General features: G+C 65.5%; 16 protein-coding genes. 7 read left to right on the forward strand and 9 right to left on the reverse strand.

All coding sequences use genetic code 11. The features are described from left to right. Positions 1 to 65 precede the first annotated feature (65 nt). On the reverse strand, positions 66 to 2375 hold the full coding sequence (locus tag BG023_RS00620) for a DUF305 domain-containing protein (RefSeq protein ID WP_069308730.1): 2310 nt from the start codon (positions 2373 to 2375) through the stop codon (positions 66 to 68). Between the two features lie 262 nt (positions 2376 to 2637). Between BG023_RS00620 and BG023_RS00625 the strand changes: the two genes are divergently transcribed. Further along, positions 2638 to 3669, forward strand: coding sequence for a serine hydrolase (locus BG023_RS00625; protein ID WP_069308731.1), 1032 nt, complete (start codon positions 2638 to 2640; stop codon positions 3667 to 3669). Positions 3670 to 3769: 100 nt separating this feature from the next. Here BG023_RS00625 and BG023_RS00630 read toward each other — a convergent pair whose 3' ends face one another. After that, on the reverse strand, positions 3770 to 4045 hold the full coding sequence (locus tag BG023_RS00630; RefSeq protein WP_069308732.1) for a hypothetical protein: 276 nt from the start codon (positions 4043 to 4045) through the stop codon (positions 3770 to 3772). 245 nt (positions 4046 to 4290) lie between these two features. On the opposite strand from BG023_RS00630, the gene polA reads away from it, so the two are divergent. Next, the gene (gene polA, locus BG023_RS00635) at positions 4291 to 7140 is read left to right on the forward strand and encodes a DNA polymerase I (RefSeq protein WP_069308733.1); all 2850 of its coding nucleotides are present in this window, start codon (positions 4291 to 4293) and stop codon (positions 7138 to 7140) included. 106 nt (positions 7141 to 7246) lie between these two features. Here polA and BG023_RS00640 read toward each other — a convergent pair whose 3' ends face one another. After that, complete coding sequence (locus BG023_RS00640; RefSeq protein ID WP_069308734.1) at positions 7247 to 9553, reverse strand: CDC48 family AAA ATPase; 2307 nt, start codon at positions 9551 to 9553, stop codon at positions 7247 to 7249. 505 nt (positions 9554 to 10058) lie between these two features. Between BG023_RS00640 and BG023_RS00645 the strand changes: the two genes are divergently transcribed. The 5 genes from BG023_RS00645 to BG023_RS00665 are packed head-to-tail and all read left to right on the forward strand — an operon-like array spanning position 10059 to position 14260. Beyond that, the gene (locus BG023_RS00645) at positions 10059 to 10781 is read left to right on the forward strand and encodes a CoA transferase subunit A (RefSeq protein WP_069308735.1); all 723 of its coding nucleotides are present in this window, start codon (positions 10059 to 10061) and stop codon (positions 10779 to 10781) included. After that, positions 10778 to 11566, forward strand: a complete 789-nt coding sequence (locus BG023_RS00650; RefSeq protein WP_069308736.1) for a hypothetical protein — start codon at positions 10778 to 10780, stop codon at positions 11564 to 11566. Before BG023_RS00645 ends, BG023_RS00650 begins: the two co-directional genes overlap by 4 nt. After that, positions 11563 to 12213: a 3-oxoacid CoA-transferase subunit B gene (locus tag BG023_RS00655; protein WP_069308737.1), complete on the forward strand. Its 651-nt coding sequence runs from the start codon at positions 11563 to 11565 to the stop codon at positions 12211 to 12213. Before BG023_RS00650 ends, BG023_RS00655 begins: the two co-directional genes overlap by 4 nt. Then, a complete protein-coding gene (locus BG023_RS00660; RefSeq protein ID WP_069308738.1) occupies positions 12213 to 13097 on the forward strand; it encodes an alpha/beta hydrolase in 885 nt (294 codons plus the stop codon). Before BG023_RS00655 ends, BG023_RS00660 begins: the two co-directional genes overlap by 1 nt. Before the next feature lie 2 nt (positions 13098 to 13099). Next, the gene (locus tag BG023_RS00665; protein ID WP_069308739.1) at positions 13100 to 14260 is read left to right on the forward strand and encodes a CaiB/BaiF CoA transferase family protein; all 1161 of its coding nucleotides are present in this window, start codon (positions 13100 to 13102) and stop codon (positions 14258 to 14260) included. A gap of 32 nt (positions 14261 to 14292) precedes the next feature. Here BG023_RS00665 and metK read toward each other — a convergent pair whose 3' ends face one another. The 6 genes from metK to hisS all read right to left on the reverse strand — a co-directional run bounded on the left by metK (position 14293) and on the right by hisS (position 21493). Beyond that, entirely contained in the window at positions 14293 to 15504 is a 1212-nt protein-coding gene (metK, locus tag BG023_RS00670; RefSeq protein WP_069308740.1) for a methionine adenosyltransferase, read from the reverse strand. Positions 15505 to 15607: 103 nt separating this feature from the next. Next, on the reverse strand, positions 15608 to 17218 hold the full coding sequence (lnt, locus tag BG023_RS00675) for an apolipoprotein N-acyltransferase (RefSeq protein ID WP_069308741.1): 1611 nt from the start codon (positions 17216 to 17218) through the stop codon (positions 15608 to 15610). A 6-nt stretch (positions 17219 to 17224) separates the two neighbouring features. Next, positions 17225 to 17932 (reverse strand): DUF4167 domain-containing protein, encoded by a 708-nt coding sequence (locus BG023_RS00680; RefSeq protein ID WP_069308742.1) that lies wholly within the window; start codon positions 17930 to 17932, stop codon positions 17225 to 17227. Positions 17933 to 18223: 291 nt separating this feature from the next. Next, on the reverse strand, positions 18224 to 19045 hold the full coding sequence (gene prmC, locus BG023_RS00685; protein WP_069311039.1) for a peptide chain release factor N(5)-glutamine methyltransferase: 822 nt from the start codon (positions 19043 to 19045) through the stop codon (positions 18224 to 18226). Next, the gene (gene prfA / locus BG023_RS00690) at positions 19045 to 20127 is read right to left on the reverse strand and encodes a peptide chain release factor 1 (protein ID WP_442956773.1); all 1083 of its coding nucleotides are present in this window, start codon (positions 20125 to 20127) and stop codon (positions 19045 to 19047) included. Before prfA ends, prmC begins: the two co-directional genes overlap by 1 nt. A gap of 106 nt (positions 20128 to 20233) precedes the next feature. Beyond that, positions 20234 to 21493, reverse strand: a complete 1260-nt coding sequence (gene hisS, locus BG023_RS00695; protein WP_083234456.1) for a histidine--tRNA ligase — start codon at positions 21491 to 21493, stop codon at positions 20234 to 20236. Positions 21494 to 21557: the final 64 nt, after the last annotated feature.

Below are 21557 nucleotides of genomic sequence, written 5' to 3' on the forward strand. Positions count from 1 at the left end.
GGGGGGCGCGGGATTGCCCCCGCCGCTGGTGTGCGGCGGGGAGATGGCGGGGCGTCGAGGTCCGGTTATCCGCCCTTGCGGCTGGCCTCGGCTGCATCGATCGCAGCCTTGTCCCACGTCACGCGGGTTTGGGTCTGCGGGTTGAAGCGCCCGCCTTCGTACTTGGCGGCGTTGGCGGCAGCGATCTCGGCCTCGGTCATGTCGGCCGTCGGGGCGAGCTTGAACACGTCGATCCCGCGGGTGATCTCGGTGCCGTAGATGTGGCCCTTGTACCAGTAGATCGACCAGTAACCGCCCAGCACCATCTGCTTGGCATCAATCGGCCCGCGATCGAAATAGGCGATTTCCTTGGGGTTGGCGCTGTCGGTGAAGTCCATCACCGAAAGGCCGCCCTGATACCACGCCTGCGCGAACAGATCGCGGCCCGGAACCGGGATGATCGAGCCGTTGTGGGCGACGCAGTTTTCCTTGTCGCTCTGCGGCGCAGGCATTTTGTAGTGCGCGCGGAACACCAGCTTGCCATCGACGATATCGTAGACCGCGTTGGCACCCCAGGTCTTGGGGTCGGACGCCTTGCAGCGCGGCCGCCCGCCGCCGCCCCATTCGTCGGTGAAGATCACCTTGGTGCCATCATTGTTGAAGGTGGCCGAGTGCCAGTAGGCAAAGCCGGTATCGGTGACGACATCGATGCGCTTGGGGTTGAGCGGATCCTTGATGTCGAACAGGATGCCGTTGCCCGAGCACGCCCCCGCCGCGATGTTGAGCGCGGGGAACACGGTGATGTCGTGGCACTGGTCGGTCGGCGCGGTACGCTGCGTGCCTTCGCCGTGATCGCCGCCGGTCCACAGGCCCGCGATATTGCCGGTCTTCTCGTCGGCGAAGACGCGCGGGCTCTTGACGATGCGCGCCTTGGACGGATCGGCCAGCGGGATCTCGATCACGTCGATCGAGAACAGCGCGGTGCGGGTGTCGCCCGGAATTTCGCCGATGCAGCCCGCCAGTTCCTCTTCCTCGCGGATGTTGGCGGTGCCCGAGTTGTAGACGACGATGCGCTTGTCATCGGCGCTGACGACCGAGTGCGTGTGGCTGCCGCGGCAGGTCTGCACCCCGCCGACCTGCACCGGACGGGTGAGATCGGAAATGTCGAAGATGCGCAGGCCGCGGAAACGCTCCTCGTTGACCTTGCCCGGCGCGCCCTGAAGGCCGCAATCGACACGGCCACGGGTCTGTTCGACGCTCATCACGAGGATCTTGCCGACGACCGAGACATCGCCCTGCCCGCCGGGGCAGACGACTGAGCTCATCAGGTTCGGCACACCATCGGTGCCAATCTTGTAGATGTTGAAGCCGTGGTAGGAGCCGGCGATCATGATGTCGTCGAAGAACGCCATGTCGGTGTTGGCGAAATCGAGCAGCGGCGAGCGTTCCGACAGTTCGGTGAGGCTGTCCTCTTCCTCGCGGTCAGGGGTTGCGGCGGCGGGGGTCGCAGCCGGAGCAGCAGCGGCGGGCGCGGCAGCAGGCGTTGCCTCGGGCGCGGGCGTGGCAGCAGCTTCGTCCTTCTTATCGTCCTTGCTCTTCCTCGGCGCTGCGGGCGGACGCAGATCGGCCGGGTTGGCAGGATTGAAGAAGCCGGCGGGCTTCCTGAGGCTGGCGATCTTGGTCAGGCCCATGATCGCTTCGCCCGCGTTGTCGAAGCCTGCGGCAAGGCCGGTGCGCGGGTCTTCCGACAGCTTGGCGAGCACCTTGTCCATGCGCTTGATCTCGCCGTTCTGCTCGTTCTCGATATCGGCGACAAAGCGGAACATCACCGGGTCGGAGGCAGTGCCTTCTTCGCGGAACAGCTTCTGCACCATCTCGACCGCGCCCTGGTGGTGGGCGATCATCAGGGTCAGGAACTGGCGATCGAAATCAATGCCCTTGGCATCGGCCAGCGCCTTCATATCCTCGGGGCTCGCCATGCCCTGCATCATGTGGTGCAGGTGTTCGCCGTGGCCCTTCATCATCGGGTCTTCGACCGGCTCGCCGCGTTCCTTGAGCCAGCCCTTCATGAAGGCGATTTCGTCCGCCTGGCTGGCTTCGATCCGGCCCGCCACGGCAATGATCTGCTCGGCATTGGTGCGGTCCTTGACCAGCACCGCCATGTCCAGCGCCTGCTGGTGGTGGACGATCATGTGCTGCATGAAGGCGACGTCAGCCGCGGTGTAGCTCGCCTGCGCCAGCTTGGTCGCCTGCTCGGCCGACAGCGTGCGGGTCGCCTGCCCCGGCGCACCGGGCTGGACGATCGGCACGCTCTGCGCGAGCGCAGCGCCCGAGGCCGACAGCAGCATGGCGGAAAGAACGGCGCGCGAGGCGCGCAGCGAGGCGATGTTGGTCATGGAGTCCCCTGTGGCAAATGCTTGACAGGCAGACTGCCCTTAACGTCCGCGCAGTCAAGCCCGCCCGGGAGGTTGCCAGCCGCCAATCGACGAACCGGCGATTGGCGTCGAGGACCGGCATTGACCCCGATTTTCGTTTCCCGGTCGCGGCAGGGGCTCGATTGGCCGCAGGATTGCCAATCAATGCTTGCGGCGGGGAATCGCCCGTGACTAGGATATGTCCGTTAAGCCGTCCGAAACCCTGATGGAGTAGCCTGTCTCTATGGCACGACCTCGTTTCCTTGCCTCCGTGACCGGAATTGCCGCAGCTTTTGCGGTGCTTGCCACGCCGGCAGCCGCGGGTAACGATGATCTTCAGGCCAGTTTCGACAGCGCTTTCGGCACGCAGGTGCGCCAGCCGCAGTCGTTCGAGGCGCTCTATGCCTCGAGCTTCGAGCAGCGGATCGCCGATCTTGCCAACCCTGCACAGGGCCGCATCGGGGTCGCCGCGATCGATCTGGCGACGGGCGAGGAAATCGCCGTACTTGGCGATCAGCTGTTCCCGATGGCTTCGACCAGCAAGGTTGCAGTCGCTGCCACCTATCTCGAAATGGTCGAAAAGGGCCGCTTTTCGCTCACATCCGAATTCCCGCTGATGATGCCGGTGGCGTCCGCCAAGTTCTCCACGGCCAAGGCGCCGGTGCGCGCCGGGCAGGCGATGCCCGCGATCGACCTGATCGAGATCATGATCACCCGGTCCAGCAATCCGGCCACCGATGCGCTGCTCGCCGCAGTCGGCGGGCCGGGCGTCGTCAACGACTGGATGCGCCGCCAGGGGATCAAGGAATTCAGCATCAACCGCGATATCGCGACGCTGGTGCGCGATGATGGCGAATACAACCCGGCCTATCACATCGACAAGCGCGACGCGGCGACCCCGCGCGCGATGGTGCGGCTGCTCGCCGGGCTCTACAAGGGCGAATTCCTGTCGGAGCAGAGCCGTCAGGTGCTGCTCGGGGCGATGAGCCGCACGGTGACCGGCAAGCGCCGCATTCCGGCACACATCCCGCTGGAAGCGCGGGTCAGCCACAAGACCGGCTCGCTCAACAACACCTCGAGCGACGTCGGAATCATCGAATGTCCCGACGGGCGCACCATCGCCGTGGCGATCTACGTGACCGGTCAGGGATCGAAGCAGGCCCGCGAAGAGCGGATCGCGGCGATTGCCCGCGCGCTGTATGACGGGTTCGCCGTGCGCGCCCAGCAAAGCCCGGTGCGCAACTGGGCCAGCGCGCCCTACGGCACCGGCGGCTAAGCCCGCCACACCGCAAAAAGAGCCACGAAAAAAGGGCGGCGCCTCGCGGCACCGCCCTTCTTCATGACCGCGCCGCCGGAGCAGCGCGGATCACATCCGATTACTCGGCAGCCTTGGCGGCTTCTTCAGCGGTCGCGGCAGCGGCGTCAGCAGCTTCGGTCGCGGTCGCAGCAGCAGCGTCAGCAGCGCCTTCAACGGCTTCGCCAGCAGCGTCGGTGGCTTCAGCAGCAGCGTCGACAGCGGCGTCGGCGTTGGCTTCGGCGTCAGCAGCCATCGCGTCGGTGGCTTCTTCGGTTTCGGTGGCGGTTTCGCCCGAGCAAGCAGCAAGGCCGAGGGCCGAGGTGGCGATCGCGGCAGCAAGAATGATCTTACGCATAGTGTGATGTCCTTCTTCAGCGAATGTCACGCACCCCAGGAGGGAGAGCGTCGAGACCGGTTTTGATCCCCGGTTCGCTTGTCTAAATAATGGCAGGAATAAGGCAGCGCAAGGGATTAAGGCGGCCTCGCCCGAATATCGCCATATTTTCGCCACACTTTTCGCACGCTCCGGCGCTGGCCCGCAACCGGTGAAAGGGCGCCGAGGCCCCTACCCCCGCTGCACGCGCGATGCTAGCAGACCGCATGGCCGAAAAGCAGCATCTCTATCTCGTCGATGGCTCGTCCTACATCTTTCGCGCCTATCACCGGCTGCCGCCGCTGACCAATCCGGAAGGCACGCCCGTCGGCGCAGTCTATGGCTATACCACGATGCTGTGGAAGCTCGCCGCCGATCTCGATGCGGCCGAGGGGCCGACACACCTTGCCGTGATCCTCGATGCGAGCGGGGTCAGCTTCCGCAACCACATCTACGAATACTACAAAGCCAACCGCCCCGAGCCGCCCGAGGACCTGCGCCCGCAGTTCCCGCTGATCCGCGACGCCACCCGCGCCTTCAGCCTGCCGTGCATCGAAGTCGAGGGGCTCGAGGCCGACGACCTGATCGCCACCTATGCCCGCCGCGCGCAGGAACAGGGCTGGGACGTGACCATCGTCTCGTCCGACAAGGACCTGATGCAGCTGATCGGCGAGGTCGATACGCCGCACGGCACGGCACGCATCGATATGCTCGACACGATGAAGAACCAGCGCATCTGGCTGGAGGAGGTCGAGGAGAAGTTCGGCGTCGGCCCCGACCTTGTGGGCGATGTGCTGGCCTTGATGGGCGATGCGGTCGACAATGTGCCGGGCATCTACGGCATCGGCCCTAAAACCGCCTCCAAGCTGATCGCCGAACACGGCTCGCTCACCGCAGCGCTCGATGCCGCGCCGGAGATGAAGCCTTCCAAATTGAAGGACCGATTGATCGAAGGCCGCGCCGACGCCGAATTGTCGAAGGTGCTGGTGACGCTGAAAGAGGATTGCGACCTTCCCCAGCCGCTCGAGTCCATGAAGCTCGGACCTGTGCCGCCCGAGCCGCTGGCCGCCTTCCTTGAAAAGCACGGCTTCACCTCGCTGCTGCGGCGGCTGGATGCTGGGCACGGCAGCCCCTCGCGCCCGACCGATCTCAATCCGCCCAAGCCCACCACCGCCGGCGACAAGGCATCGGATGCCGGTGCCAACCGCCAGCCGCTTCCGGAAATGCCCCCGGTTGATCACAGCGCCTATGAAACCGTGCAGACGCTGGAGCAGCTCGAAGCATGGGTCGCCCGCGCCACCGCCGCGCGGCTGGTCGCGGTCGATACCGAAACCACTTCGCTCGATTCCATCCGCGCCGAACTGGTAGGGGTCAGCCTGGCGCTCGGGCCGAACGATGCCTGCTACATTCCGCTAGCGCACGGCGGCAGCGATATGTTCGCGCAAAAGCCGCAGCAGGTGCCGCTGGCCGATGCGCTCGCCGCGCTGAAGCCGCTGCTCGAGGATGAAAGCGTCCTCAAGGTGTTCCAGAACGGCAAGTATGATTTGAACGTGCTGGCGCGCGTCGGCATCGCTGTCGCCCCGATCGATGACACGATGGTGATCAGCTTCGCGCTCGATGCCGGTCGCGGCGAGGAAGGCATGGGGGGCGGCCACGGGATGGACGAGCTTTCCCAGCGCCATCTCGGCCACACGCCGATCGCGTTCAAGGATGTGTGCGGCACCGGCAAGAAGGCCATCAGCTTTGCCGAAGTGCCCTTGGACCGCGCCACCGCCTATGCCGCCGAGGATGCCGACGTTACCTTAAGGCTCTATCGCCACCTGAAGCCGCGCCTTGCCATCGAAGGCGGGAGCCGGGTCTATGAACGGGTTGATCGCCCGCTGATCCCGGTGGTCGCGGCGATGGAGCGCGAGGGCATCCGTGTCGACCGCGCGCGCCTGTCCAAGCTGTCGGAGGAATTCGCGCGCGAGATCGCGCGGCTCGAAGGCGAAATCCACGCGGCTGCGGGGCAGGAATTCACCGTCGGCAGCCCCAAGCAACTCGGCGACATCCTGTTCGACAAGCTCGGCTACAAGGGCGGCAAGAAGGGCAAGAGCGGACAATATTCGACCGACGTGTCGGTTCTGGAGAAGCTGGCTGCCGAAGGCGCTGCGGTGCCCAAACTGGTGCTCGAATGGCGCCAGCTCGCCAAGCTCAAATCGACCTATACCGATGCGCTGCAAGAGGCGATCAATCCGGCAACGGGCCGCGTGCATACGAGCTACAGCCTTGTCGGCGCGCAGACCGGGCGGCTGTCCTCGACCGATCCCAACTTGCAGAACATCCCGATCCGCACCGCCATCGGCCGCCAGATCCGCGAGGCTTTTGTGCCCGAACCGGGCAATGTGCTGCTGGCGGCGGACTATTCGCAGATCGAACTGCGGCTGGCGGCACACATGGCCGGAGTCGATAGTCTGAAGGAAGCCTTCGCCCACGGCGAGGACATCCACGCCCGCACCGCGCAGGAAATGTTCGGCGAGGTAACCCGCGATACCCGCGCGCGGGCCAAGACGATCAACTTCGCGATCCTCTACGGCATCAGCCGCTGGGGCCTCGCCGCGCGGCTGGAAGTGCCGCCGGAAGAAGCTCAGGCGATGATCGATACCTATTTCCAGCGCTTCCCGGGCATCCAGCGCTATATCCACGAAACGCTCGAAAGCGTGCGGGCCAATGGCTATTCGGAGACGCTGTTCGGGCGCAAGACGTGGTTCCCGCGGATCAATTCCAAGAACCAGGCCGAACGGCAGGGGTCGGAACGCGCGGCGATCAATGCGCCGATCCAGGGCACCAGCGCCGACATCATCAAGCGCGCGATGGCGCGGATGCTTCCCGCGCTGGCCGAGGCGGGGCTGCACGATGTGCGGATGCTGTTGCAGGTGCACGACGAACTGGTGTTCGAACTGCCCGAAGCCCGCGTCGAGGCGGCGACCCCGATCATCCGGGCCGTGATGGCGGAAGCGGCCTTGCCGTCGGTCGAACTTACCGTGCCGCTCGGGGTCGAAATCGGCACCGGGGCAAGCTGGGATGCGGCGCACTAGGTCGTTCTAGACCCCTGCTAGACCCCCTCTAGACCCCCTTAGCCCCGCGGGGGCGGGACAAAAGCAGGCGCTGCGCCAATGTTCCACGTGGAACATTGGCGGCAGGTTAATCGTGCTTCTTGTCGCGGGTCGGGGTCAGCATATCGGGTGACAGGAAACCGATCGGCTGGACGGCAGCGGCCCGCTTTTTAAGCTCGCCGCGCATCTTGAGATACTCGTCCTCCATCTCGACCGTCACTGTAGCGCGCGAATCCTTGAGCGCCGCGTCGAAGTCGCGGGCCTCGACCGCGTTCACCTCACCGCCCACGCGCCGCAGCGCGGCAAGCCCCGCGCGACGCACCAGATCTTCCAGATCCGCCCCGGTAAACCGCTCGGTTTGTGCAGCAATTCCAGCGAGATCAACATCCTTGCCGAGCGGCATCTTGCCCGTGTGGATGCCCAGAATATGCTCGCGCCCCGCCTTGTCCGGGGTGCCGACATAGACCAACTCATCGAACCGGCCCGGGCGCAGCAAGGCCGGATCGACCAGCGTCGGCCGGTTGGTCGCGCCGATCACGACCACGGATTGCAGCTCTTCCAGCCCGTCCATCTCGGCGAGGATAGTGTTGACCACCCGGCCCGTAACCTGCGGTTCGCCCTGCCCGCTGCCGCGCGCGGGAACGAGGCTGTCGATCTCGTCGATGAAAAGGACACAGGGTGCCACCGCACGGGCGCGGGCGAACAGGCGCGCGATCTGCTGCTCGCTTTCGCCGTACCACTTTGACAGCAAGTCGCTGCTTTTCATGGAGATAAAGTTCGCCTCGGCTTCCTTGGCCACCGCCTTGGCGAGCAGGGTCTTACCCGTGCCGGGCGGGCCGTAGAGCAGGAAGCCCTTGGCCGGACGAATGCCCAGCCGCCGGAACGCCTCGGGGTTCTTGAGCGGGAGCTCGATCCCCTCTTTGAGCTTGTCGATCGCCTCGCCCGCGCCGCCGATATCGTCCCACGACACATTGGGCACCTGCACCATCACCTCGCGCATCGCCGAGGGCTGGATGCGCTTCAGCGCGGCGAGGAAATCGTCGCGGGAAACGCACAGGTCTTCCAGCACTTCGGGCGGAATGGTGCGCTCGTCGAGATCAAGGCGCGGCATGATCCGCCGGACGGCCTCGATCGCCGCCTCGCGCGCCAGCGCGGCAATATCCGCGCCGACGAAGCCATGGGTCACGCGCGCCAGTTCGTCGAGATCGACCGCGCTCTCGAGCGGCATGCCGCGGGTGTGGATGCCGAGAATCTCGCGCCGCCCGCGCTGGTCGGGGACGCCGATCACGATCTCGCGGTCGAACCGGCCGGGGCGGCGCAGCGCCTCGTCGATGGCATCGGGTCGGTTGGTGGCGGCGATGACGACAAGGTTGGCGCGCTTCTCTAGCCCGTCCATCAGCGTCAGCAGCTGGGCGACAAGGCGCTTTTCCGCCTCTCCGGGGACCTGCGTGCGCTTGGGCGCGATCGAATCGATCTCGTCGATGAAGATGATCGCAGGCGCGGCGCGGGTGGCTTCCTCGAACACTTCGCGCAGGCGCTTCTCGCTCTCGCCATAGCCCGACCCCATGATTTCCGGGCCGTTGATGGTGAAGAAGGTCGCATCGCTCTCGTTCGCGACGGCCTGCGCCAGCCGGGTCTTGCCGGTGCCCGGCGGGCCGTGGAGCAGCACGCCCTTGGGCGGTTCGACCCCGAGGCGGATGAACAGTTCGGGATAGCGCAGCGGCAGTTCGACCATTTCGCGCAGGGCACGGATGGTCTCCTCCATGCCGCCGACATCGTCGTAATTGACCACCGCCCGGCCATCGCGCGGTTCTTCGAATTCGGCGCGCAGTTCGACCTCGGTGTTCTCGTCGATATGGACGATTCCCTTGGGGCTGGTCGAGGCAACGGTGAGCCTGATCTGGGTCAAGGCATAGGCTGGCGCGCGCAACAGCTGGCGAACGTCAGCCGGCATGTTCTGCACCGGCTGCTGCCCGGTGGTCGCGACCAGATCGCCGGCGACGAGCGGACGGCGGAAGAAATTGCGCTTCAACGCCTGGGTCGGCCCCTGAAGGCGCATCTCGCGCTGGGCGGGAGCGAACACGACACGGGTGGCCGGACGCGATTCGGCGCGCGCGATTTCGACATGCTCACCCGATCCCGCCTCGGCATTGCCGCGCTGGAGACCATCGAGCCGCACGACATCAAGCGCATCGTCTTCCGGATAGGCGGCCATCGCGATCGCGGCGGTCACGCGCTTGCCCTTGATCTCGACCACATCGCCTTCGGTAATGCCGAGCTTCTGGAAGGCCGAGCGCGGCATGCGGGCAATGCCTTGTCCGGATTCCTCCTGCCGCGCAGGCGCGACCTGCAATCTGACAGTGCGGACCGAAGTGGCAGTTTCGCGGTCGGCCATGGAATTCCCTTGTGCTGCTGGAACGAGTGCGTGTGCCAGATAGCTAGGAACGGGACAAAGCGAATGCAATCAGACAGGCGGCAGGCAGCCCCGTCCTCGCCGCGAGGTCAGCCTGGAGAGCCGAACGGGGCCGAAAAGAAAAAAGCCCGGCACGAGGCCGGGCTTGAAAGTTTGGGAGAGGATGCCTGAAAGGCCCTTTCCATATGCAGGGCAGGGTTTGATTGTGCAAGTGCGAAATCACCCTTTTTGATGCAAAGAATGCAAGTATGTGGCCGAAATGCCTAGTTTTATGCAAAACATTGCACAGAACTGCCTTTAAAAGCGGCAGTTGCACATATTATGTGCAGAAAATTGGCCCTCACGCCATGCTGCATCGCACCATATTTGCCCGATGCGATAACCGAGTCGTGGGCGTGACAGCCGCGGTGTAACCCACTAATCACCCCGCAGGATCCCGCCTGAGGGATCGATCTCGCAAACCACACCGACGAGGCGGGCAGGCCCCATGACCAAGCTTTATCCCGATGCGGCAAGCGCGCTGGAAGGCGTGCTCAAGAACGATATGCTGATCGCCGCAGGCGGGTTCGGCCTGTGCGGCATTCCCGAAAGGCTGCTGGACGCCATACGTGACAGCGGTGTGACGGGGCTGACCTTCGCCAGCAATAATGCCGGGATCGATAACGAGGGCATCGGCAAGCTGCTCCGCACCCGTCAGGTGAAGAAGATGATCAGCTCCTACGTCGGCGAGAACAAGGAATTCGAGCGGCAGTATCTGGCCGGCGAGCTCGAAGTCGAGTTCTGCCCGCAGGGCACGCTGGCCGAACGCATGCGCGCAGGCGGCGCGGGCATCCCCGGGTTCTACACCCGCACCGGGGTCGGCACCGAAGTCGCCAAGGGCAAGGAGCACAAGCAATTCCCCGACCGCGACGGGGTGATGCAGACCTATATCCTCGAGCAGGGCATCTTCGCCGACCTGGCGATCATCAAGGCGTGGAAGGCCGATACCACCGGTAATCTCGTGTTCCGCAAGACCGCGCGCAACTTCAACCTTCCCGCCGCCACCTGCGGCAAGGTCTGCATTGCCGAGGTCGAAGAAGTCGTGCCGGCAGGATCGCTCGATCCTGACCAGATCCATCTCGCGGGCGTGTTCGTGAACCGCATCGTCTGCGGCGCACCCTACGACAAGAAGATCGAGTTCCGCACCGTGCGGGAGCGTGAGACGGCATGATCCGCCGCGGGGCTGCAACGTGGCCCATGCTGGCGCTGGCAGCGGCGGCGCTGTCCGGCTGCGGCGGCGTTATCCCGCAGGTAGCGCCCGCTGCGAAACCGGCACCACCAGCAGCAGCGGCCCCGGCGCCCGCGCCGATGCTGGTCCTGCCTACGTTCTCGACCCAGGAGGCGGCTGCTCTGCGCGCGCCCGCACCTGAAGCGCCCGCGCAGCGCGGCTTTGCCCAGTTTGTCCGCTATGCCCGCAATATCGCCATTGCAGCGAAAGGCGGCGGCGCGCCGCTCTCGGCGATGCTGACCGATCCGGTCGCGCTCGACGGGCGTCGGCGGACTTGTGCACCCGGAGCTCAGCCGGTGGCCCTGATCGATCTCGATCCGGCAGGCGGCCTGTTCGCGCCGCCGGCCAATCCTGCCCAGTTGCCCGGGCTCGCGCTCGGGCTCGCCGTGCTGCGCGAGGCCGGTGTGGCGATTGCCTGGCGATCCGATCTCCCAGTCGAAGAGACAGGCCCCTTGCGCACCGCGTTGGAGCGGGCCGGGCTTGATCCGCGCGGGCAGGACATCGTCTCGCTCCGCCGCGATGCCGACGATCGCAAACAGGCGCGGCTGGATAGTCTCGCCGCGACTGCGTGCATCGTCGCCATCGCCGCCGACGAACGCTCTGATTTCGACGAACGGTTCCGCTACCTGCGAACCCCCGAAGCCGCAGCAGGTCTTGAACCGCTGTTCGGCGACGGCTGGTTCATGGTGGAACCGGTGTTTCTCAAGGAAGGACAGCAGACCCAATGACTGCACTGCCGCAAGGCTGGACCCGCGACGAAATGGCCGCTCGCGCCGCGCGCGAGCTGAAGGACGGCTATTACGTCAATCTCGGCATCGGCATCCCGACGCTGGTGGCGAACCACATCCCCGAAGGGATGCTGGTGACGCTCCAGAGCGAGAACGGCATGCTCGGCATCGGGCCGTTCCCCTATGACGACGAAGTCGATCCCGATCTGATCAATGCCGGCAAGCAGACGATCTCCGAACTGCCGCACAGCGCCTATTTCGACAGCGCGACCAGCTTCGCGATGATCCGCGGCGGGCATATCGACCTCACCGTGCTCGGCGCGATGGAGGTGGCCGAGAATGGCGACATTGCCAACTGGATGATCCCGGGCAAGATGATCAAGGGCATGGGCGGGGCGATGGACCTTGTCGCCGGGGTGAAGAAGATCATCGTGGTTATGGATCACACCTCGAAGGACGGGACGCCGAAGTTCATCCCAGCCTGCACTCTGCCGCTAACCGGCGCGGGCGTGGTCGACATGGTGATCACCAATCTCGCGGTGTTCCAGCGGCCCGACCATAACTCGCCCTTCCGCCTGATCGAAATGGCTCCCGGTGTGACCGAAGCCGATATCGCGGCGACCACCACCGCGCATTACGTGGCGTGATGCGGCGTGGGATTGTTGTCGCCGCGCTGGCACTGGCCGTCATGATCGGAACCCTGCTCGCCCTTACTTCGCCGCCACGGCTGCTGTCACTCTATGACCGGGTAACAGGCGGCGGCAGCGGCGCGCGGCTGGTGGCGGAAGGAGTCACCTTCGGGCGCAACGGGCAGACGCTCGACATCTGGGCACCGGCCGAAGCGTCGGGAGGCAAGCTCCCGGTCGTCATCTTCTGGTATGGCGGCGGCTGGGCCAACGGGGATCGCACGTCCTACGCCTTTGCCGGGCGCGCACTGGCGCGGGAAGGGTTCCTCGTCGTCATTCCTGATTACCGCAAAGTGCCGCAAGTGCGCTTTCCGGCCTTCCTCGACGACGGGAGCGAGGCGGTGGCATGGGTCGAAGACAGGATCGCAGATCACGGCGGTGATCCGGCACGGGTGGCGTTCATGGGCCATTCGGCGGGTGCCTATCAGGCGGTGATGCTCGCGCTGGATAGCGAGCGTCTTGCGGCGGCAGGAGCAGATCCAGGGATCGTCAAGGCGGCGGTCGGACTGTCCGGCCCCTATGACTTCCACCCCTTCACTTCCGACCGCGCGATCGATGCCATGAGCCACTGGCCGCGCCCGGAAGAGACGCAGCCGATCACCTTCGCCCGCGCCGACGCACCGCCGCTGCTGCTGGTCACCTCCGATGGCGACGAGACCGTGCGCGCGAGGAACGCCAACAATCTCGGTGCCAAACTGAAGGGCCTTGGCGCGCCTGTCGAGGTGAGGAACTACGGCGCACTCGATCACGAGGAAGTGGTGATGGCGCTTTCGGTACCGTTCCGCAGCAAGGGGCCGGTGCTCGCCGACAGCGTCGCCTTCCTGCGTGCGCGGCTGGGGCAATGACGATGTGGCTGACTGAACCGCGCAATCCCAACGCGCCGCTTGCCGGGCTCAAGGTGGTCGAACTCGCCCGCGTGCTGGCAGGGCCGTTCTGCGGACAGATCCTCGCCGATCTCGGCGCGGATGTGATCAAGGTCGAAAGTCCGGAAGGCGACGGCACCCGGCTATGGGGGCCGCCCTGGGTCGAGCGCACCGACGCAAGCGGGAAAGTTCACCGCGAGGCGGCCTATTACCACGCCTGCAACCGCGGCAAGCGTTCGATCATCGCGGACTTCGGCGATGCCGACGACCTCTCCCGGGTGCGCGCGTTGTGTGTCGAAGCCGACGTGGTGATCGAGAACTTCAAGACCGGAAGTCTCGCCAAGTTCGGGCTCGATTACGCCAGCCTTTCAGCGACCAATCCCGGCCTTGTCTATTGCTCGATCACCGGCTTCGGCCAGACCGGACCGCGCGCGCACGAGGCGGGCTATGACTTCGTGGTGCAGGGCATGAGCGGTTTCATGTCGCTGACCGGCGAGCCGGAAGGTCATCCGGTCAAGATGGGCGTGTCGATCTCTGATCTTGCCACCGGCGTCTGGGCGGCCAACGGCGTGCAGGCGGCGCTGCTGATGCGCGCACGCACGGGCAAAGGCCAGCAGGTCGACATGAGCCTGATGGACTGTTCGGTCGGCCTCCTGGCCAATCAGGCGAGCTACTTCTTCACCACCGGCGAAAACCCGCCGCGGATGGGCAATGCCCACGCGCAGGTCGCGCCTTACGGGGTGTTCGCGGTGAGCGACGGGCACGTGATCCTCGCCCCCGCCAACGACGGGCTGTTCCACAAACTGATGGCGGTGCTGGGCCGGAGCGAGCTGTGCGACGATCCGCGCTTCCTCACCAATGGCGATCGCACTGCCAACGCCAGGGCGCTCGATGCCGAGATCGCCACCGCAACGGCAGGCTGGACCAAGCAAGGCCTCCTCGATGCCTGCCACGCCGCCGGCGTCCCCGCCGGCCCGATTAACCGCCTGGACGAGGTCTTCGCAGATCCGCAGGTGATCGCGCGCGGCCTCAGGATCGAGCTTGGGGGGATGGCAGGCATCCGCAGCCCGTTCGTCTTCTCGGACGCCGAACTGGCGCTCGATCGCCCTTCGCCGATCCACGGCGCGGACGATCCGGCACTCTGAAGCAGGCGACGGGGCAAACGCCCCGATCGCTATCAGGCGAGCGCAGCCTTCAGATCGTCAACCAGATCGAGCCGCTCCCACGGGAAGAAATCGCCTTCGGGCTTGCGGCCGAAGTGGCCATAGGCCGCCGTCGGCTGATAGATCGGCTTGTTGAGCCCGAGATGCGTGCGGATCGAACGCGGGGTCAGCCCGCCAAGCTTGGCAATGCCGAGGATCGCCTGTTCGATCTTGTCGTCGCCAACCGTGCCGGTCTCGTGCGTATCGACATAGAGCGACAGCGGCTTCGACACGCCGATCGCATAGGCGATCTGGATCGTGCAGCGCGTCGCCAGTCCTGCGGCCACGACGTTCTTGGCGAGGTAACGGGTGATGTAGGCGGCCGAGCGGTCGACCTTGGTCGGATCCTTGCCGCTGAACGCGCCGCCGCCATGCGGGGCCGCACCGCCATAGGTATCGACGATAATCTTGCGACCCGTCAGGCCCGCGTCACCATCCGGTCCGCCGATTTCGAAGCTGCCGGTGGGATTGATGAAATACTCGGTCTCGCGCAGCAGCACCGGCGGGATCACGTCGGCGATCACGCCCTTCACGTAAGTCTCGAGCTCGGCCTGCTTGGCCGGGTCGTTCTCGTCATAACCCTTCTTGTGCTGGGTCGAAACGACGATCGCGGTCGCAGCGACCGGCAGCGAACCTTCGTAGCGCAGGGTCACCTGGCTCTTGGCATCGGGCTCAAGAAACGGCGCCGCACCCGAGTGGCGATCCGCCGCCATCCGCTCGAGGATCTTGTGGCTGTAATAGAGCGTTGCGGGCATGAGGCCGGGGGTTTCGTCGGTCGCGTAACCGAACATGATGCCTTGATCGCCCGCGCCCTCATCCTTGTTCGCCCCCGCGTCCACGCCCTGCGCGATGTGCGCCGACTGGCCGTGCAGGTTGTTCTCGAAGCGGAAAGTTTCCCAGTGGAAGCCGGTCTGCTCGTAGCCGATGCGCTTCACCGTCTGGCGGACGACCTGTTCGATCTCTTCCTTCGCGCCCGGCGCCCATTCGTCGTTCTCGTAGACTCCCTTGCAGCGGATTTCGCCCGCCAGCACCACCAGTTGCGTGGTGGTCAGGGTTTCGCAAGCGATGCGCGCCTCGGGGTCCTTAGACAGGAACAGATCGACGATCGCATCCGAAATCTGGTCGGCGACCTTGTCGGGGTGGCCTTCGGAAACGCTTTCGGAGGTGAACAGATATTCGGTGCGCATGGGGCCTCCGGGGTGAGGGCTGGTGGGATCAGGATCAGCGACGGATTAAGGCCCTTATGCAGATATAAGGAAACCTTTATGTCCGACTTTCTACCCGTCCGCCCTAGCCGCGCGCGCGGGTCAGCGCAAGCATTCTCGGCAGGCTGAGGCCGAGGATCAGGAACAGCGCCGCCCAAGCCAGCGTCAAGGCATGCCCGAACCGCGCGAACAGCGTCGGCGGCGCAGCCACGGGGACAACGCCTTCGAGCTTGTCAGCCTTGCCGGGTGCAATTGCCCCGCGCACCACGCCTCTTGCGTCGATCACCGCGCTGATCCCGGTCGTGGTGGAGCGTAGCACCGGCAGCCCTTCCTCGATCGCCCGCATCCGCGCCTGCGCAAGGTGCTGCGGCGGGCCCCATGTGCCGAACCAGCCGTCGTTGGATGGGTTGAAGATGTAGTCGGGCCGGTTGGCCTCATCCGCGACCGCACCCGAGAAGACGATCTCGTAGCAGATCATCACCCCGACCTTGCCGTGCTGCTTGAGGTCAAGCGTGCGCGGGCCGGGGCCGGGCAGATAGTCGATGCTCCCCGCCACCAGCCGCGACAGGCCAAGCGGCTCGAGCAGCAGGCGCATTGGCAGGTATTCGCCATAAGGCACAAGGTGCGCCTTGTCGTAGCCGCCGACGATTGTGCCCGCGCCGTCGATCGCCATTACCGAATTGCGCGCGCTGACCGCGCCTTTGCTGCCATCGGGGCGAGTGCCGATATTGAGGTTCACCACCCCCGCAAGCAGGGTCGATTGCGGGCCGATCACCTCGCCGATGCGCTTGCGCGCCAGCACCGGATCAGCCCCGGCGGTCATCTGGAGGTAGTAGCGCTCGGGGTAACCTTCCTCGAGGTAATCGGGCACCGCGCTTTCCGGCCACAGCACGATCCGCGAGCGGTTGCGCCCGGGCGCGGTGAGCCGGGCAAGCCGCGCGAACTGCTCCTCGAACTTCGATCCGTCGTTAATTTCCGACTGGGGGATATAGGGCTGGACGAGGGTGTAACTCAGACCGCCCACTGGCAGGGTCAACGTGATTATCGGGATGTGCATGGCGCCCGCGACGACCAGAACGCCCGCGCCAGCGATGCGCCAGCGGCGCTCGATAAGGGTCCACGCCAGCAGGCCGGCAATCGCCATAGCCAAACCCGACAGCGCATAGGTGCCGAACCAGGGGAGCACCGAAGCGAGACCCGGCGTATTCCACCCGCCCAGCAGCATCAGCCCCAGCGGCGGCCACGGATAGCCAGTGAACACCCAGCCGCGCAGCCATTCGGTAACGATCCAGGCTCCTGCAAGCACCAGCCCGAACGCCCACGACGGGCGCTTCTTCGCCAGCAGATGCGCCGTCAGCGCTGCAAAGGCGGGATACCACGCAAGGTAGATGCACAGCAGCGGCACCGCGACCCAGCCCAAGGCCTCGGGCATTTGCGCCTGATGGGTGAAGGCTGTCGCGATCCAGTTGTTCGCGAGCGTCAAATGCGCCCAACCGAACCACCAGCCGCGCCAGAGCGCCTGCCGCCAGTTGTCAGCGGAATGGATCAGCCACGCGAACCCCGCAAGCGCGGCGATGCCGAGTGGCCACAGATGCAGCGGCGGATAGGCGCAGGCGGCAATCAGCCCCAGCACGATCGCGGCCAGCGCCGGAAAGCGCTGCGCCAGCGCAGGCACCGCAGCCAGCCGCTCGATCATCGCGGATCAGTCGACCGTTTCGAGAGCGCCGTCGGTTTCGCCGGATCCGGAGTCGTCGCCACGGATCGAGGGCGGGAGGATCGAGCTGTCGATGCCGCGCTGATCGCCGTCATCGTCGGCTTTGCGCGGCTTGCGGCTACGTGCAGGCTTGTCGCCGCGCTCCTGACGGTCGCCGCGCTTTTCATTGCGCTCGCCACGCTCCTGACGGTCGCCACGGTTACCGTCGCGTTCCTTGCGAGGCTGGCGACGCTGACCGTTCTGGCGATTGTCACCCCGATCCTCGCCACGATCTTCGCTCAGGAAGCTTTCACCCTCCTGCCCCGGTTCGCCCTCGGTCACGTCGGTGTTGCCGGCGTTGTCGGGCTGTTCATAGGGGGAGCGGGTCGGCGTGTCGCCGCGGCGGCCGAAATCGAAATCGTCCTCGAAATCTTCGATCTGCTCGCGCTCATCGTTGCGGCGACCCCCACGCTGCTCGTCCTGACGCGACTTGTTGTCGGCGATCACGCGGAAATAGTGGTCGGCAAACTGCAGATAGTATTCCATCTGCACCCGGTCGCCGTTGTGCTGCGCGTCCTGGGCAAGCTTCTTGTACTTGTCGAGCATCTGCGGTGCATTGCCGCGCGCCCGGCTGTCGATCCGGTTCATCTGTGCAGGATTGCCGCCCTGGTTGCGGTTGCCGCGCCCGCGACGACGGTTATTGCGATTGTTATTCAAGGAAGCATTTCCTCATCAGCGACCTGGCGCACACCCTGTCTGCACCCGCGGTCAACGGACCCCTTGCCCTTGCGCGCTATTGCCAAAGCGTGACCGGGTGGTCTCGCAAAGGCTTGCCGCACGCTCCGTGCTGCTGTGGCCGGGGACGCGCCCTGACGGCCGTTTCAGCTGAGTTTAGGAGCTCGGCCCAGCGACTTGCGCCCTTCGCAGGTCGTCTGGCCTGATTCGGGAGGTAGCGATGGTTAGGCGCTTTGCCAAGCCCTGCGGCGCTTTATCCTCCGCCCAGCCGTGTCAACTGAGCAACAGTGCCCGCGGGCGTCCCGCCAGATCACGGCGCAGTTTCGCACTGAAACCTGCCGCTGCAGCGATACCGGTGACCGCTTCGGCCTGAGTGTAGCCAATCTCGAAAATGGCGACTGCACCCGGGTTCATCAGTGCCCGCAGTTGCGGCAAAAGGATGCGATAGTCATCGAGCCCCTCCGGTCCGGCGAAGAGCGCGCTGGCGGGTTCGAAATCGCGCACATCGGGGTCGAGGTCGGCATCGTCTTCGACATAGGGCGGGTTGCACAGGATGAGGTCGAAGGTGCCGAGAACGTCGGCCCAGCCGGGTGTGCGCCAGCTTTGGTGGTGCCACGCGCTACGATCCGCCAGCCCCAGCGCAGCCGCGTTCGCCGATGCGACTGCCAGTGCCGCGCCGGAAGCATCAATCCCGACACCCGTCCAGCCGCTCCGGTTCGCCAGCAAGGCCAGCAGCAAGGCCCCTGATCCGGTACCAAGGTCGATTGCCCGACCCACCTCGCCCGCGAACTCCAGCGCCGCCTCGACCAACGTTTCGCTATCGCTCCGGGGGATCAGGGTCGCCGGAGTGACCTGGAGCGAAAGCCCGTAAAACTCGGCTTCTCCGGTGATGTAGCCTAGCGGTTCATGGCCCAAGCGCCGCTCGACTAGCGCGGCGAAGCTCTTGGGCGTGGGGTCGCGCATTGCCTTCAGGAGCATCTCCGAACGGCCCACCCCGAGCGCATGGGCCATCAGCATTTCGGCATCGAGCCGCGCAGTATCGCTGGTAACCACGAGGCGTTCTGCGGCGGCGCGGATGGCTTCGCCAACCGTCATCATTCCGCGAGCGCCGCCAGCCGCTTGGCCTCGTCTTCGGCGATCAGGGCGTCGATCAATTCGGCCAGCCCCGGCCCTGCCAGCACTTCCTCAAGTTTGTGCAGGGTCAGCCCGATGCGATGATCGGTCACGCGCCCCTGGGGGAAGTTATACGTGCGGATACGCTCGGAACGGTCGCCGCTGCCGACCATCGCCTTGCGCGCCTCGGCCTCGGCGCCCTGTGTCGCCTCGCGCTGCGCGTCATAGAGCCGCGTGCGGAGCACCTGCATCGCCTTCTCGCGGTTCTTGTGCTGGCTGCGCCCGTCCTGACAGGTGACGACTGTGCCAGTCGGCAGGTGCGTAATGCGGACAGCTGAATCGGTGGTGTTGACGTGCTGGCCTCCGGCGCCGCTGGCGCGATAGACGTCGATCTTGAGGTCTTTCTCTTCGATGCTGACATCCACCTCGTCCGGCTCGGGCAGCACCGCTACCGTCGCCGCCGAGGTGTGGATGCGCCCGCCGCTCTCGGTCACGGGCACACGCTGCACGCGGTGGACGCCGCTTTCGAACTTGAGCTTGGCGAAGACGCCCGTGCCGGTGACGTTGGCGATCACTTCCTTGTAGCCGCCGATGTCGCTGGCATTGATGCTGACTGGCTCGACCTTCCAGCCCTGTTCGGCGGCGTAGCGTTCGTACATGCGGTAGAGATCGGCAGCGAAAAGCGCGGCTTCATCGCCCCCGGTCCCGGCACGGATTTCGAGCATAGCGGGTTTGGCGTCGGCGGCATCGCGCGGGAGCAATGCGACCGCGAGCTGGCGTTCGAGCGCGGGCAGCTCCTCGCGGATCTTGGCGAGTTCCTCCTGCGCCATCGCGCGAAATTCGGGGTCTTCACGCATGGCTTCGAGCGCCAGCACCTCCTCACGCATCGCCGCCACCAGTCCGGCCGCCTTGGCGACAGGCTCAAGCTCGGCATAGTCGCGGCTTGCGCGCACGAAGGCCTCGCCCTCGAGCGTACCGGACGCCATGCGCGCTTCCAGCTCCGCAAAGCGGTGCGCGATCTGGTCAAGGCGTTCGGGGGGGATTTGCACTTCGGTTTCTTCCATCGTCGGCCCGCACTTGATGCGGGCCTTGGCTTTCTAGTGGCGGGCGAAGGAAAAGTAAGCCCAGCCCCGGATCAAGTCCGGGGCGACGATTGGGGGGATGGCGTTGCTAACGAGCAAGCAACTCAGGAATTAACCCATCGAGCCGATGGTAAAGCTGTTCGTCGCCAGAGGTGGTTAGAAGAAAGCCACGATCTATGAGGTCTACACCGAGGGTCACGATACATCCGGGATCATGCTTTACTGCCTTGTCACGCCGCTTTCTTACCGAACCTGTCGTGACTAATTCCACGCTGATGCCTAACGTGCGGAGCGCAGCGCCGAGTTTTTGGGCGTTTCGGACGCTGACATCGTCGTTCGTGACGATCGCCACATCAAGCCGCTCCTCCTCCAGCGCCCCCACCAGCATCGCCAGCCGCTCGATCCCCGCAGCCCAGCCGACCGCAGGCGTCGGCGCGCCGCCGAGGGATTCCATCAGCCCGTCATAGCGCCCGCCGCCCAGCACCGTGCTCTGGCTCCCCAAAGCCGCCGCCGAAGCGCTGCCCTCGTCAGGGATGAACTCGAAGGCCGTGTGCCGGTAGTAGTCGAGGCCGCGCACGAGGCTCTCCGCGCGCACCCACTTCACGCCCGCCGCATCCAGCCCGCTGGTGACAGCGGCGAAGAAGGCGCTCGCCTCCTCCGACAGAAACGCGTCGATCTTTGGCGCGTCGGCGAGGAACGGCTTGTCGCGCGGGTCCTTGGAATCGAGGATCCGCAGCGGGTTCTTCTCCAGCCGCTCCTGCGATTCTTCGGACAGCTGATCTTTGACCGCCCGGAAATACTCGATCAGCGCCGTGCGCCACGCTTCGCGGCTCGCGGCATCGCCCAGCGTGTTGAGGTGCAGCGTGACATCGTGGATGCCCAGCTCCTTCAACAGTTGGTCGGCCATCGCCAGCAGCTCGACATCGGCCTGCGGCTCGCCCGCGCCGATCACCTCGGCGTCGATTTGGTGGAACTGGCGGTAGCGGCCCTTTTGCGGGCGCTCGTAGCGGAACAGCGGGCCGTGCGTCGCGACTTTCAGCGGCGCATATTGCTGCCAGCCGTTGGTGAGGAAGGCGCGGGCAATCCCGGCGGTGAATTCGGGGCGCAGGGTCAGGCTCTCGCCGCCGCGGTCCTCGAAGGAATACATCTCCTTCGACACCACGTCGGTCGTCTCGCCCAGCGAGCGCGCGAAGACCTCGGTCTTTTCGAACACCGGCATTTCCACCCGGCGAAAGCGATAAAGGCGGCGGACACGCTCGAAGGTCTCCACCACGAAGGCGAAGGCTTCGGCATCGGCGCCGAAAATATCCTGGGTGCCGCGAATGGCCTGAGGTGTCTTCTTGCTCATAGGGGAGCGCGATTAGGCCCACACGGGGTCTTTCGCAATCCTGTGGCACCGATTAAGGGGCCGC

Source organism: Porphyrobacter sp. LM 6 (assembly GCF_001720465.1).
Lineage (GTDB): Bacteria > Pseudomonadota > Alphaproteobacteria > Sphingomonadales > Sphingomonadaceae > Erythrobacter.

What these genes read in the sequence shown, in the direction of transcription:
- BG023_RS00620 (WP_069308730.1), bottom strand. Translation starts at nt 2,375, where the DNA reads ATGACCAACATCGCCTCGCTGCGCGCCTCGCGCGCCGTTCTTTCCGCC.
- BG023_RS00625 (WP_069308731.1), top strand. Translation starts at nt 2,638, where the DNA reads ATGGCACGACCTCGTTTCCTTGCCTCCGTGACCGGAATTGCCGCAGCT.
- BG023_RS00630 (WP_069308732.1), bottom strand. Translation starts at nt 4,045, where the DNA reads ATGCGTAAGATCATTCTTGCTGCCGCGATCGCCACCTCGGCCCTCGGC.
- polA (WP_069308733.1), top strand. Translation starts at nt 4,291, where the DNA reads ATGGCCGAAAAGCAGCATCTCTATCTCGTCGATGGCTCGTCCTACATC.
- BG023_RS00640 (WP_069308734.1), bottom strand. Translation starts at nt 9,553, where the DNA reads ATGGCCGACCGCGAAACTGCCACTTCGGTCCGCACTGTCAGATTGCAG.
- BG023_RS00645 (WP_069308735.1), top strand. Translation starts at nt 10,059, where the DNA reads ATGACCAAGCTTTATCCCGATGCGGCAAGCGCGCTGGAAGGCGTGCTC.
- BG023_RS00650 (WP_069308736.1), top strand. Translation starts at nt 10,778, where the DNA reads ATGATCCGCCGCGGGGCTGCAACGTGGCCCATGCTGGCGCTGGCAGCG.
- BG023_RS00655 (WP_069308737.1), top strand. Translation starts at nt 11,563, where the DNA reads ATGACTGCACTGCCGCAAGGCTGGACCCGCGACGAAATGGCCGCTCGC.
- BG023_RS00660 (WP_069308738.1), top strand. Translation starts at nt 12,213, where the DNA reads ATGCGGCGTGGGATTGTTGTCGCCGCGCTGGCACTGGCCGTCATGATC.
- BG023_RS00665 (WP_069308739.1), top strand. Translation starts at nt 13,100, where the DNA reads ATGTGGCTGACTGAACCGCGCAATCCCAACGCGCCGCTTGCCGGGCTC.
- metK (WP_069308740.1), bottom strand. Translation starts at nt 15,504, where the DNA reads ATGCGCACCGAATATCTGTTCACCTCCGAAAGCGTTTCCGAAGGCCAC.
- lnt (WP_069308741.1), bottom strand. Translation starts at nt 17,218, where the DNA reads ATGATCGAGCGGCTGGCTGCGGTGCCTGCGCTGGCGCAGCGCTTTCCG.
- prmC (WP_069311039.1), bottom strand. Translation starts at nt 19,045, where the DNA reads ATGACGGTTGGCGAAGCCATCCGCGCCGCCGCAGAACGCCTCGTGGTT.
- prfA (WP_442956773.1), bottom strand. Translation starts at nt 20,127, where the DNA reads ATGGAAGAAACCGAAGTGCAAATCCCCCCCGAACGCCTTGACCAGATC.
- hisS (WP_083234456.1), bottom strand. Translation starts at nt 21,493, where the DNA reads ATGAGCAAGAAGACACCTCAGGCCATTCGCGGCACCCAGGATATTTTC.